Source organism: Acidimangrovimonas pyrenivorans (genome assembly GCF_042643245.1).
Lineage (GTDB): Bacteria > Pseudomonadota > Alphaproteobacteria > Rhodobacterales > Rhodobacteraceae > Acidimangrovimonas > Acidimangrovimonas pyrenivorans.
The window spans coordinates 333416-345347 of sequence record NZ_JBHRSK010000007.1; the positions used below are offsets into that span (position 1 = coordinate 333416).

General features: G+C 69.6%; 11 protein-coding genes. 7 read left to right on the forward strand and 4 right to left on the reverse strand.

Annotated features, from left to right (window positions below):
• The first annotated feature begins 295 nt into the window (after positions 1–295).
• From pstS to pstB, 4 genes are all read left to right on the forward strand, one after another.
• On the forward strand, positions 296–1339 hold the full coding sequence (gene pstS / locus ACFOES_RS11915) for a phosphate ABC transporter substrate-binding protein PstS (RefSeq protein ID WP_377833565.1): 1044 nt from the start codon (positions 296–298) through the stop codon (positions 1337–1339).
• Positions 1340–1430: 91 nt separating this feature from the next.
• Positions 1431–2405 (forward strand): phosphate ABC transporter permease subunit PstC, encoded by a 975-nt coding sequence (pstC, locus tag ACFOES_RS11920; protein ID WP_377833495.1) that lies wholly within the window; start codon positions 1431–1433, stop codon positions 2403–2405.
• 11 nt (positions 2406–2416) lie between these two features.
• The gene (gene pstA, locus ACFOES_RS11925; RefSeq protein WP_377833496.1) at positions 2417–3259 is read left to right on the forward strand and encodes a phosphate ABC transporter permease PstA; all 843 of its coding nucleotides are present in this window, start codon (positions 2417–2419) and stop codon (positions 3257–3259) included.
• A gap of 11 nt (positions 3260–3270) precedes the next feature.
• Positions 3271–4098: a phosphate ABC transporter ATP-binding protein PstB gene (gene pstB / locus ACFOES_RS11930; protein ID WP_377833497.1), complete on the forward strand. Its 828-nt coding sequence runs from the start codon at positions 3271–3273 to the stop codon at positions 4096–4098.
• Between the two features lie 187 nt (positions 4099–4285).
• On the opposite strand, the gene ACFOES_RS11935 is transcribed toward pstB, so the two are convergent.
• Together ACFOES_RS11935 and ACFOES_RS11940 are read right to left on the reverse strand one after the other, a co-directional pair.
• A complete protein-coding gene (locus ACFOES_RS11935) occupies positions 4286–5305 on the reverse strand; it encodes a YcjF family protein (protein WP_377833498.1) in 1020 nt (339 codons plus the stop codon).
• Positions 5302–6720, reverse strand: coding sequence for a YcjX family GTP-binding protein (locus tag ACFOES_RS11940; protein ID WP_377833499.1), 1419 nt, complete (start codon positions 6718–6720; stop codon positions 5302–5304). Before ACFOES_RS11940 ends, ACFOES_RS11935 begins: the two co-directional genes overlap by 4 nt.
• Positions 6721–6844: 124 nt before the next feature.
• Between ACFOES_RS11940 and truA the strand changes: the two genes are divergently transcribed.
• Positions 6845–7612: a tRNA pseudouridine(38-40) synthase TruA gene (truA, locus tag ACFOES_RS11945; RefSeq protein WP_377833500.1), complete on the forward strand. Its 768-nt coding sequence runs from the start codon at positions 6845–6847 to the stop codon at positions 7610–7612.
• Positions 7613–7783: 171 nt separating this feature from the next.
• Here truA and ACFOES_RS11950 read toward each other — a convergent pair whose 3' ends face one another.
• Both ACFOES_RS11950 and acs read right to left on the reverse strand, forming a co-directional pair.
• Positions 7784–8467, reverse strand: coding sequence for an adenylate kinase (locus tag ACFOES_RS11950; RefSeq protein WP_377833501.1), 684 nt, complete (start codon positions 8465–8467; stop codon positions 7784–7786).
• 4 nt (positions 8468–8471) lie between these two features.
• Positions 8472–10430, reverse strand: coding sequence for an acetate--CoA ligase (gene acs, locus ACFOES_RS11955; protein ID WP_377833502.1), 1959 nt, complete (start codon positions 10428–10430; stop codon positions 8472–8474).
• A 417-nt stretch (positions 10431–10847) separates the two neighbouring features.
• On the opposite strand from acs, the gene ACFOES_RS11960 reads away from it, so the two are divergent.
• Both ACFOES_RS11960 and ACFOES_RS11965 read left to right on the forward strand, forming a co-directional pair.
• On the forward strand, positions 10848–11345 hold the full coding sequence (locus ACFOES_RS11960) for a HugZ family pyridoxamine 5'-phosphate oxidase (RefSeq protein ID WP_377833503.1): 498 nt from the start codon (positions 10848–10850) through the stop codon (positions 11343–11345).
• A 109-nt stretch (positions 11346–11454) separates the two neighbouring features.
• Positions 11455–11847 (forward strand): nuclear transport factor 2 family protein, encoded by a 393-nt coding sequence (locus ACFOES_RS11965; protein WP_377833504.1) that lies wholly within the window; start codon positions 11455–11457, stop codon positions 11845–11847.
• The last annotated feature ends 85 nt before the right edge of the window (positions 11848–11932 follow it).

Consider the following 11932-nt stretch of genomic DNA (forward strand, 5'->3'; position numbering starts at 1 on the left):
TCCCTTCCTTGGTTGTCGCGGCCCGGGCCGCTTGCCTGCCCGACAGGGATAGGCCTGGCCAGCGGCGGCCTCAAGCACGAACCAATCGGCGCGCGCCGGGCCTGCGGCACCGGTCCGCACGGCAGGGGCGGCGGCGCGGCCGCACCTCACGGGCCCGTGAATTTTGCTCGCGTTTTCGTGACATTATTTGTCACCGAACCATCATATACCGCGCGTATTCGGGCCGCACTTCGCGGTCCGGGGGGGTTCCGGGCCACAATCCTCGTCCCTGAACAGGAGACACGACGTGAGCTTCATGAAATCCATCGTGGCGGGTGCTGCTGCCGCTGCCGTCACCCTGGGCATGGCCGCTGCCGCCCAGGCCGCCGATATCTCGGGCGCCGGCTCGAGCTTCATCTACCCGGTCTTCGCCAAGTGGGGGGAAGCCTACAAGAAGGAAACCGGCATCGGCCTGAACTACCAGTCGATCGGTTCGGGCGGGGGCATCAAGCAGGTGACCGCCAAGACCGTGACCTTCGGCGCCTCGGACAAGCCGCTGGACGACAAGTACCTCGCCGATCACGGCATGACCCAGTTCCCGATGATCTCGGGCGGCATCGTCATGATGTACAACGTCAAGGGCATCAAGCCGGGCCAGCTGATCCTCGACGGCAAGACCGTCGAAGCGATCTACATGGGCAAGATTACCATGTGGAACGACAAGGCGATCGCCGCGCTGAACCCGGGCGTCAAGCTGCCGAACCAGCCGATCGTCGTCGTCCACCGTTCGGACGGCTCGGGCACCACCTTCAACTTCACCAACTACCTGTCGAAGATCTCGAAGGACTGGGCTGACGAGATCGGTTCGGACACCGCCGTCGAATGGCCGACCGGCCTCGGCGCCAAGGGCTCGGAAGGCGTTGCCAACACCGTCAAGCAGACCGCTGGCGCGATCGGCTACAACGAATACGCCTATGTCATCCAGAACAAGCTGGGCTATGCCCGGATGATCAACAAGGAAGGCAAAGTGGTCGAGCCGTCGCTCGCCACCTTCGCCTCGGCCGCGGCCAATGCCGACTGGGCCGGCGCCCATAACTTCCGCGTCATCATCACCGACCAGCCCGGCGCCAAGTCGTGGCCGATCGCCGCTTCGACCTGGGTGATCATCCACACCGACCCGAAGGACCCGGCCGCCGCCAAGCAGGCGCTGACCTTCTTCGACTGGGCCTACAAGAACGGCAAGCCGGAAGCCAAGGCGCTCGACTACGTCGCCATCCCGGACAATGTCGTGAAGCTGATCGAAAACTCCTGGAGCTCCATCAAGCATGAGGGCAAGCCGGTCTATGCGCTGACGCACTGAGACCCGGCCACTTCAGGTACGGAACGGACGGGCGGGGCTTTGCCTTGCCCGTTCGGCTGTTTGGGGAAACGAAAGACGGGGGCTGGGCGCCATGGCCATGACGACGGAATTCGGGGACTCTCCCGCCATCGATCCGCAGCTGCATACGCGCCGGCTGCGGCGGCAGGACCGGTTCTTCTTCTGGCTGGCCTGGGGCTCCGCGACCGTCGTCGTCCTCGTCCTGCTCGGCGTGCTGCTGTCGCTGCTGTCGGAGGCGCTGCCGGCGCTGCGCCAGTTCGGCCTGCCCTTCCTGTGGACCGAACGCTGGAGCCCGGCCAAGGACATCTACGGCGCCGCGGCGCCGATCTTCGGCACCCTGGTCACCTCGGCCATCGCCATGCTGATCGGCGTGCCGGCCAGCTTCGGCATCGCCATCTTCCTGACCGAGCTCTGCCCCAAGGTGCTGCGGCGGCCGATCGGCATCGCGATCGAGCTGCTGGCCGGCATCCCCAGCATCATCTACGGGCTGTGGGGCTTCTTCGTCTTCGCGCCCTGGATGGCGGCCCATGTCGAGCCCTTCCTGACCGCGACCTTCGGCGAGTTGCCGATCATCGGCGTGCTGTTCCAGGGCGCGCCCTACGGCATCGGCATGCTGACCGCCGGCATCGTGCTGGCGATCATGATCCTGCCCTTCATCACCTCGGTCACCCGCGACGTGTTCGAGACCGTGCCGGTGATGCTGCGCGAAAGCGCCTATGGCCTGGGCATGACCACCTGGGAAGTGGTGCGCCACGTCATCATCCCCTACACCCGGCTCGGCCTTGTCGGCGGGGTGATGCTCGGCCTCGGCCGGGCCCTGGGCGAGACCATGGCGGTGACCTTCGTCATCGGCAACTCGCACCGCATCCACGCCTCGCTGCTGGCGCCCGGCACCACGATCTCGGCCGCCATCGCCAACGAGTTCACCGAGGCGACGACGACGCTCTACTCCTCGTCGCTGGTCGCCCTCGGCCTGATCCTCTTCGTCATCACCTTCATCGTCCTCGGCCTGGCCAAGTGGCTGACCGGCCGCAGCGAGAGCTTCTGAGGGGGCCGGCCATGAACATCGTCACCCGCCGCCGGCTGAAGAACCGCGTCGCCATGATCCTTGCCGTCGGCGCCGCCGCCTTCGGCCTGTTCTGGCTCTTCGCCATCCTCTGGACCCTGCTCTGGAACGGGCTGACCGCCCTGACCCCGGCGCTGTTCCTGCAGAACACGCCGCCGCCGGGCTCGGACGGCGGCCTCGCCAACGCCATCTTCGGCTCGGTCGCGATGACCGCCGTGGCGATCGTGGTCGCCACCCCGATCGGCATCCTCGCCGGCACCTACCTGTCGGAATATGCCGGCAATTCCAAGCTGGGCGAGGTGGCGAAATTCATCAACGACGTGCTGCTGTCGGCGCCGTCGATCATCGTCGGCCTGTTCATCTACGCCACCATGGTCGTCACCGTGGGCCATTTCTCGGCCTGGGCCGGGGCCGCGGCGCTGGCGGTCATCGCCCTGCCGGTGATCAACCGCACCACCCAGGACATGCTGGCGCTGGTGCCCAACGCGATGCGCGAGGCCGCCGCCGCGCTGGGCGCGCCGCGCTGGAAGGTGATGGTCTTCGTCACCTGGCGGGCGGCGCGCAGCGGCATCATCACCGGCGTGCTGCTGGCGCTGGCCCGGATCTCGGGCGAGACCGCGCCCTTGCTGTTCACCGCGCTCAACAACCAGTTCTGGTCGACCGACATGAACCAGCCGATGGCCAACCTGCCGGTGGTGATCTTCCAGTTCGCGATGAGCCCCTATGACGACTGGCAGCGCCTCGCCTGGGGCGGCGCGCTGCTGATCACCGTCGCCATCCTCGCCCTCAACATCCTTGCCCGCAGCCTCGCCGCCGGGCGCCGCCGCCGCCGCTGAAGGAGCCCGACATGAGCATCAACGAACCGCTGACCAAGCCCGCCCAGGTCGTCCTGCCCGAGCGTCCGCGCGCGACCGATCACCCGGTGAAGCTCGAGGTCAAGGGGCTGAACTTCCACTACGCCAACGGCCACCACGCGCTGAGGGACATCAACCTGCAGCTGCGCGACAAGACCGTGACCGCCTTCATCGGCCCCTCGGGCTGCGGCAAGTCCACCCTGCTGCGGACGATGAACCGGATCTACGATCTCTACCCGGGCCAGAAGGCCTCGGGCGAGGTCATGCTCGACGGCCGCAACATCCTGTCGCCGAAGGAGGACCTCAACCTGCTGCGGGCCAAGGTCGGGATGGTGTTCCAGAAACCGACGCCCTTCCCGATGACGATCCACGAGAACATCGCCTTCGGCATCCGGCTCTACGAGAAGCTGCCGAAATCCGAGATGAACGACCGGGTCGAGGCGGCGCTGCGCGAGGCGGCGCTGTGGGACGAGGTCAAGGACAAGCTGCACCAGTCCGGGCTGGGCCTGTCGGGCGGCCAGCAGCAGCGGCTCTGCATCGCCCGGGCGGTGGCGGTCAAGCCCGAAGTGCTGCTGCTGGACGAGCCGGCCTCGGCGCTCGACCCGATCTCGACGGCGAAGATCGAGGACCTGATCGAGAAGCTGGCCGACGACTACTGCATCGCCATCGTCACCCACAACATGCAGCAGGCGGCGCGGACCTCGCAATTCACCGCCTTCATGTATCTCGGTGAGCTGGTCGAGTTCGACCGCACCGAGCAGATCTTCACCGCGCCGAAGGAAGAGCGGACCAACGCCTACGTGACCGGGCGGTTCGGGTAGGACGCAGCCGGGCGAGAAGGGCGGCGCCCGACCCTGGGTGGGCGCCGGTTACGCCTGTGTTGTACGCGCCGCTGCAAATCGTGTGACGGTCGCCCTCCTTGGTCGATCTTTCAATGCGCCCTCCCGGGGGGAGGGTCGGGCGCCGCCCGGCGTGCCGCCGGGCGAAACAGGTGGTCAGGCCGTCCCCTCAGCCCTCTGCCTCGCCTGCCCCGCGCTTGTCGCCGAACAGCCCGGTCAGCGCCCGGCCGACCAGCGCCGAGACCCGCGGTTTCGGCGCCGCGTTGAACGGCAGCGGCCGGCAGACCTCCATCGCGGCGACCCCGACCCGGGCGGTCAGGGCGCCGTTGACCACGCCCTCGCCGAAGCGGCGCGACAGCTTGGTCAGCAGGGTGCCGCCGGCGACCGAATGGATCAGGTCGTCGCCCACCGCCACCGCGCCGGTGGCGACGAGGTGGGTCAGCACCGAGCGGGTCAGCCGCCAGCTGCCCAGCGTGCCCGAGCGGCCGCCATAGATCTCGGCGATCCGGCGGATCATGCGGATATTGGCGGAGAGCGCCGTCACCACGTCGGCCAGCGCCAGCGGCACCAGCGCCGTCACCGTCGCCACCTGCCGCGCCGCGCCCTCGATCTCGAGCCGCGCCAGCGCATCGAGCGGCGCCAGCAGCTCGGTTTCCGCCAGCCCGATCAGGCCGTCGGCATCGAAGCTCTCGTCGCGCCGCTCGGCCAGCCGCTCGCGGCCCCAGCGCAGCTCGGCCCGGTGGGCGTAGAGCCCGTCCAGCCGCGCCACCACCTTGCGCGCCGCGCCAAGGTCGGCATCGGTCATCGCCGCCTCGGCAGCGCGGTGGATCACATCGACCCGCCGCAGCCGGGCGAAGGCGGCCAGCTCGCGCAGGGCGATGGCCAGCAGGACGACGACGAAGGCACCGATCAGCGCCAAGGCGATCCAGCCCAGCAGCGGGTTGCTGGCGAACAGGTTGGTGACGAAATTCCACGCCGCCACCGAGATCAGGAAGCCGAGCAGGCTGGTGAGGACGGTCCAGAACAGCCGCCCCAGCCGCGACGGACGGCGGGCGGCGAAACTGGCGACGGCCTGCATCGCCCTGCCTTCCGGCACCGCGTCGGGCACCGGCGGGGCGGCGGAAGGATCCGGCGAGGCGGTTGGGCCCTCCTCGATCTCGATCACCAGCGGGCGCTTGCTTTCGGTCATGACAGACGGTCCCCGATCAGGAATTCGGCGGCCCGGTCGAGCCGGATATGCGGCGGCCCCTCGCCGGGCTTGAGGTTGAGCCGCGCCGGGGCGAAGCCCATCACCTGGTAATCGGCGTCGAGCCAGCGTTCGGCCCCCTGCCGGGCCGGCGACAGCAGCCGGGTCGGGTCCTGCGGCAGCTCGCCGGGATACATCGCCGCCACCTTGCCGGTCTCGGCCAGCCTGCCCTTGACGCAATCGAGCGTCGCGCCGCCATGCTCGACCGTGGTCTCCACCGTCGCCCGCAGCGCGGCGATCGACATCGCCGCCGTCGTCGCGCCGGCGAAATCGGCCCGGTCGCGCGCCTCGCGCAAGAGCGCCTCCATGATCGCGGTCAGGCGGGCATGCTGGGAATGGTGCAGGTGGTCGGCCTTGGTCGCGGCGAAGAGGATGCGCTCGACCCGCTTGCCGAGCAGCAGTTCCGCCAGCCAGCGGTTGCGGCCGGGGCGGAAGGCGGTCAGCAGCTCGGCCATGGTCCGGCGCATGTCCTCGACCGCCTGCGGCCCGGCATGGATCGCGCCCAGCGCGTCGACCAGCACGACCTGGCGGTCGATGCGGGCGAAATGGCTGCGGAAGAAGGGGCGGACGACCTGGGCCTTGTAGGCCTCGTAACGGCGCTCGAACTCGCGCCACAGGCTGCCGCGCGGGGGGCCGTCGGGCCTGGGCAGCGGCGCGAAGGTGACGACGGGCGAGCCGGCAAGATCGCCGGGCAGCAGGAAGCGGCCCGGGGTGCAGTCGGAGAAGCCGGCCCTGCGCGCGGCCTGGAGATGGGCGGTAAAGGCCTCGGCCAGCGCCCGGCCCTGCGCCTCGTCATGCGGCGCGGTGGCGTCGGCGGCCTGCGCGGCGCTCAGGTAGGCCGGCCCCTCGGGCCGCCCCGCCAGCCGTTCCAGCACGCCCGCCGACCACTCGGCATAGCTCTTCTCCATCAGCGTCAGGTCGAGCAGCCATTCGCCGGGATAGTCGATGATGTCGAGATGAACGGTGCGCGGGCCGCCGAGACTGCCCAGCATCCCCGAGGGCTGGACCCGGAAGGACAGCCGCAGCTCGCTCACCGCGCGGGTCGAGTCGGGCCAGTGCGGGGCATCGCCGGTCAGCGCCGCGAGGTGGGTCTCGTAATCGAAGCGGGCAACCGTGTCGTCGGGCTGGGGCTGGAGATAGGCGGTGCGGATCGCGCCCGAGGCGGCGGCGCGCAGCTGCGGCATCCGGCCCCGGTCCATCAGGTTGGCGACCAGCGAGGTGATGAACACGGTCTTGCCCGAGCGGCTCAGCCCGGTGACGCCGAGCCGGATCACCGGCTCGAAGAACGTCTCCGAAAGCTGCGCCCCGATCTGCTCGACCCCGCGCGAAAGCCCGTCCGCGATTGACCCAAGAACCACGCCTGTCCCCTTGCTGCCTGCCTCAAGATAGGCGCCGGGACCGGCGGATAACAGGGGCTTGCCGCCCGCCGCCCGGATCGCGTTCCCGATTGCCTCCGCCCGCCGGCCGCGCTAACCGGAGGCCATGCCGAGATACGCGCTTAAAATCGAATATGACGGGGCCCCGTTCAACGGCTGGCAGCGCCAGTCGGGCCAGCCCTCGGTGCAGGAGGCGGTCGAGACCGCGCTGCGCCGGCTGGAACCCGATGCGCCGGGGATCGGCGCCGCCGGGCGCACCGATACCGGGGTCCATGCCACCGCCCAGGTCGCCCATTGCGACCTGGCCAAGGAGTGGGAGCCGTTCCGCCTCAGCGAGGCGCTGAACTACCACCTCAAGCCGCATCCGGTCGCCGTGGTCGCCGCCGCCCGGGTGCCGGAGGCGTTCCACGCCCGCTTCTCGGCCGTCGAGCGGCGCTATTTCTTCCGCCTCGTCGCCCGCCGCGCGCCCGTCACCCTTGACCGCGGGCTGGTCTGGCAGGTGCGGCACGCGTTGGAACTGACGCCGATGCGGCTGGGCGCGGCCCACCTGGTCGGCCATCACGACTTCACCACCTTCCGCTCGACCATGTGCCAGGCGGCCTCGCCGGTGAAGACGCTCGACGCGCTCAGCATCAGCGAGCACCCCTATCCCGGCGGCCAGGAGTTCCGCTTCTCCCTGCGCGCCCGCAGCTTCCTGCACAACCAGGTGCGCTCGATCGTCGGCACGCTGGAACGGGTCGGCGCCGGCGCCTGGGCGCCGGAAGACGTCAAGGCCGCGCTGGAAGCCGCCGACCGCGCCGCCTGCGGCCCGGTCTGCCCGCCGCAGGGCCTCTACCTCTGCGGCGTCGGCTATCCCGACGATCCCTTCGCCTGACCCCTGCTTCCTCTCAGCGAAAATATCCCGCGGGGGTCCGGGGGCAGACAGCCCCCGGCCTCTCCGTCCGTGGCAGGCGCCGGGGGGTTCGCACCCCCGGGCCCCCGCGGGATATTTTCGGTGAGAGGAAGGCAGGGCGGAGGGACGAGACCGCCCCGGCCGCGCCTGCGGTCAGGCCGCGACGGTGCTGACGATCCGGGCCAGCGCGGCGCGGATCTCGGCGATGGCGCCCATCGCGTCGAGGCGCCGGAGCACGCCCTGACGCTCGTAATAGGCGATCAGCGGCGCGGTCTGGTCGTGGTAGGCGGTCAGCCGGGCCTGCACCGTCTCGGCGTTGTCGTCGGCCCGGCGCTTGAACGCGGTGCCGCCGCACTTGTCGCAGATCCCGGCCACCGCCGGCTGCTTGAAGCTGTCGTGATAGCCCTCGCCGCAATTGGCGCAGGTGTAGCGGCCGGCGACGCGCTCGACCATCGCCGCGTCGTCGACCTCGAGCGAGACCGCCGCGGTCACCCTTGTGCCGGCCTCGGCCAGCAGCTTGTCGAGCGCCTCGGCCTGGCCCGCGGTGCGCGGGAAGCCGTCGAGGATGATGCCGCGGGCCACGTCCGGCGCCGCCATGCGGTCGCGCAGGATGGCGATCACGATCTCGTCCGAGACCAGGCCGCCCGCCTCCATCACCGCCTTGGCCGCCTTGCCGGCCTCGGTGCCCGCCGCCACCGCGGCGCGCAAGAGGTCGCCGGTGGAGAGCTGGACGAGGCCGAAATCCTCTTCCAGCATCCGCGCCTGGGTGCCCTTGCCCGCGCCGGGCGGCCCGAGCAGGATCAGCACCGTCTCGGGTGTCGTCGCGTTCCCTGTCATCCGATCAGCCCCGGTTCATCCGGTTCTCGATCAGGTCGTCGACCACCGACGGGTCGGCCAGCGTCGAGGTGTCGCCCAGCGCGCCGAAATCGTCCTCGGCGATCTTGCGCAGGATGCGGCGCATGATCTTGCCCGAGCGGGTCTTGGGCAGGCCCGGGGCCCACTGGATCAGGTCGGGCTTGGCGATCGGGCCGATCTCGGTCCGGACCCAGGCCTCGAGATCCTTGCGCAGGCTGTCGGAGGGATCGACGCCGTTCATCAGGGTGACATAGGCATAGATGCCCTGGCCCTTGACCGGGTGCGGGTAGCCGACCACCGCGGCCTCGGCGACCTTGGCATGGGCGACCAGCGCCGATTCGACTTCCGCCGTGCCCATGCGGTGACCCGAGACGTTGATCACGTCGTCGACCCGGCCGGTGATCCAGTAATAGCCGTCGGCATCGCGGCGGCAGCCGTCGCCCGAGAAGTAGTAGCCCTTGTATTGCTGGAAATAGGTCTGCTCGAAGCGTTCGTGATCGCCCCAGACGGTGCGCATCTGGCCCGGCCAGCTATCCTTGATCGCCAGCACGCCCTCGACCGCCGTGTCGGTCAGCTCATGGCCGTCGGTCGGGTCGAGCACCACCGGCTGGACGCCGAAGAACGGCTTTGTCGCCGAGCCGGGCTTGGTCGGGATCGCGCCCGGGATCGGGGTGATCATGTGGCCGCCGGTCTCGGTCTGCCACCAGGTATCGACGATCGGGCGGGTGCCCTTGCCGACATGGTCGTTGTACCAGTTCCAGGCCTCGGGGTTGATCGGCTCGCCGACCGTGCCCAGCAGCTTGAGGTCCGAGAGGTCGTATTTCTCGACCCATTCCGGCCCCTGCCCCATCAGCGCACGGATCGCGGTCGGCGCGGTGTAGAACTGGTTGACCTTGTGCTTCTCGCAGACCGCCCAGAAACGGCCGGCATCGGGATAGGTCGGTACGCCCTCGAACATCAGCGTCGTCGCGCCGTTGGCCAGCGGACCGTAGACGATGTAGCTGTGGCCGGTGACCCAGCCGACATCGGCGGTGCACCAGAAGATGTCGCCGTCATGGTAGTCGAAGGTGTATTGATGGGTCATCGCCGCGTAGACGAGATAGCCGCCCGAGGTGTGGACGACGCCCTTCGGCTTGCCGGTCGAGCCCGAGGTGTAGAGGATGAACAGCGGGTCCTCGGCGCTCATCGGCCGGGCCGGGCAATCCGGGCTGGCATGGTCCATCAGGTACTTGACGTCAACGTCGCGGCCGTCGATCCAGGTCGTCTGGTCGCCGGTATGCTTGACGACGAGGCAGCGGACCTTGTCCGAGCAGTGCAGCAGCGCCGCGTCGGTGTTCGATTTCAGCGCCGTCTTGCGGCCGCCGCGCGGGGCGGTGTCGGCGGTGATCACCAGCTTGGCGCCGCAGTCGTTGATCCGGTTGGCCAGCGCGTCCGGGCTGAAGCCGGCGAAGACGACCGAGTGGATGGCGCCGATCCGGGCGCAGGCGAGCATGGCATAGGCGGCCTCGGGGATCATCGGCAGGTAGATCACGACCCGGTCGCCGCGCATCACGCCCTGGCTGAGCAGCACGTTGGCGAAGCGGTTCACCTTCTCGGACAGCTCGTTATAGGTGATGTGCTGGGCCGGATCCTTGGGATCGTCGGGCTCGAAGATGATCGCGGTCTGCTCGCCGCGGGTCGGCAGATGGCGGTCGATGCAGTTGGCGGCGACGTTGAGCACGCCGTCCTCGAACCACTTGATGTCGACCTTGCCGAATTCGAAGCTGGTGTTCTTGACCGTGCTGTAGGGCTTGATCCAGTCGAGCCGGCGGCCGTGCTCGCCCCAGAAGGCGACCGGGTCCTTGACCGATGCCGCATACATCTCGGCATAGCGGCCGGCGTCGATATGCGCCTTCTCGATGAACTCCTCCGGCGCCGCGTGGGCGGTCTGAGCCTGATCCGTCATGGATGCCTCTCCCTTGTCTTCAACTGCCGCCCTGGCGGCGAAATGCTGCTTTCCGCACCGGAAAGCCTCCAACCCGGGCGCCACTGTAACGCACAGGTCAATCAAAGTGTAACCCTTTTTGAAACATGAATTTTTCTGTCAATTTCTTAACTTGCGCGGCGAAAATGATGTAAACTGCGTCGCGATCCCGGCGATTTGAGACCGGAATATCAGCACCTTAGCTGTTCAGCCCCCGCGACGGCCTGCCGGCCGGCCCGGGCCGGCCGCGCGGGGGCGGCGACCGAAGGCCGAACGGCAGCCGGCGACGGGGTGCCGCCGCGGCAGCCGGGCGCCGATCCCGGCCCGGCCGATTCGGCCCGGCCCCGCGCTTGTCCGCCCCGCCGTCCCGGCCTAGGCTGCGCCGGACAGGAGGACCCGATGGCCGAGGCGACATCGCCGCTGCGCCCCACCGACGACGAGGCCCGCGCCCTGGCGCGGTCGCTGCTGGCCGGCGCGCGCCACGCCGCCCTGGCCGTCACCGATCCCGAGACCGGCGCGCCCCATGTCAGCCGGATCGCGCTGGGGCTGACGCCCGAGGGCATTCCGCTGAGCCTGATCTCGACCCTCGCCCGGCATACCCGGGCGCTCGCCGCCGATCCCCGCGCCGCGCTGCTGGTGGGCGAGCCGGGGCAGAAGGGCGACCCGTTGACCCATCCGCGGCTGTCCGTCTCCGCCCTTGCCCGCTTCGTGCCGCGCGACGGCGCCGAGCATGCCCGGCTGCGCGCCCATTACCTGGCCGGCCACCCCAAGGCCGGGCTCTACGCCGATTTCGCCGATTTCAGCTTCGTCACCTTCGCGCCGACCGGCGCCGCGCTCAACGGCGGCTTCGGCAAGGCCTACCGGCTGACGCCGGCGGATCTCGCGCCTGACCAGTAGCGCGGCGCCGCTCCGCCACCGGCGCATGGTGCCGATCCTGGCCGAGATTGCCCGAAAAGCGGCCCCGTGCGACCATAGCCGACACGGTTATCCAAGATGGGAGGCAAGGATGATCAGGTCCGAAGACATCGCCACGCTGGCCAAGGACTACACGGCCGCCTGGAATTCCGGGTCGGCGGCGGCCGTCGCGTCGTTCTATGCCGAGGACGGCGAGATCGTCATCAACCGCGGCGCTCCCTGGAGCGGCCGCGCGCGGGTCGAGGAGATGGCGGCCGGTTTCTACGCCGACGTTCCCGACCTGACCCTGCGCTGCGACGACATCCGCCTGTCCGGCTCGCACGCGGTCTATGTCTGGACCTTCACCGGCCACGATGCCGGGACCGGCAATCCCCTGACGGTGCGCGGCTGGGAGGAATGGGAGCTTGGCGACGACCTCGCGGTGATCGCGTCGCGCGGCTGGTTCGATGCCGAGGACTACGCGAGGCAGGCCGCGGGCGGATAGCAGGCCGCGCCGGCCGCGCCCGCCCCCGGCGCTTGCTCAGGCGGGCGCTTGCTCGGGTGGGCGCATGCTCGGGCGGGCGCATGCT

Coding starts and splice junctions, on each gene's coding strand:
- pstS (WP_377833565.1), top strand. CDS start 296: ATGAAATCCATCGTGGCGGGTGCTGCTGCCGCTGCCGTCACCCTGGGC.
- pstC (WP_377833495.1), top strand. CDS start 1,431: ATGGCCATGACGACGGAATTCGGGGACTCTCCCGCCATCGATCCGCAG.
- pstA (WP_377833496.1), top strand. CDS start 2,417: ATGAACATCGTCACCCGCCGCCGGCTGAAGAACCGCGTCGCCATGATC.
- pstB (WP_377833497.1), top strand. CDS start 3,271: ATGAGCATCAACGAACCGCTGACCAAGCCCGCCCAGGTCGTCCTGCCC.
- ACFOES_RS11935 (WP_377833498.1), bottom strand. CDS start 5,305: ATGACCGAAAGCAAGCGCCCGCTGGTGATCGAGATCGAGGAGGGCCCA.
- truA (WP_377833500.1), top strand. CDS start 6,845: ATGCCGAGATACGCGCTTAAAATCGAATATGACGGGGCCCCGTTCAAC.
- ACFOES_RS11950 (WP_377833501.1), bottom strand. CDS start 8,467: ATGACAGGGAACGCGACGACACCCGAGACGGTGCTGATCCTGCTCGGG.
- acs (WP_377833502.1), bottom strand. CDS start 10,430: ATGACGGATCAGGCTCAGACCGCCCACGCGGCGCCGGAGGAGTTCATC.
- ACFOES_RS11960 (WP_377833503.1), top strand. CDS start 10,848: ATGGCCGAGGCGACATCGCCGCTGCGCCCCACCGACGACGAGGCCCGC.
- ACFOES_RS11965 (WP_377833504.1), top strand. CDS start 11,455: ATGATCAGGTCCGAAGACATCGCCACGCTGGCCAAGGACTACACGGCC.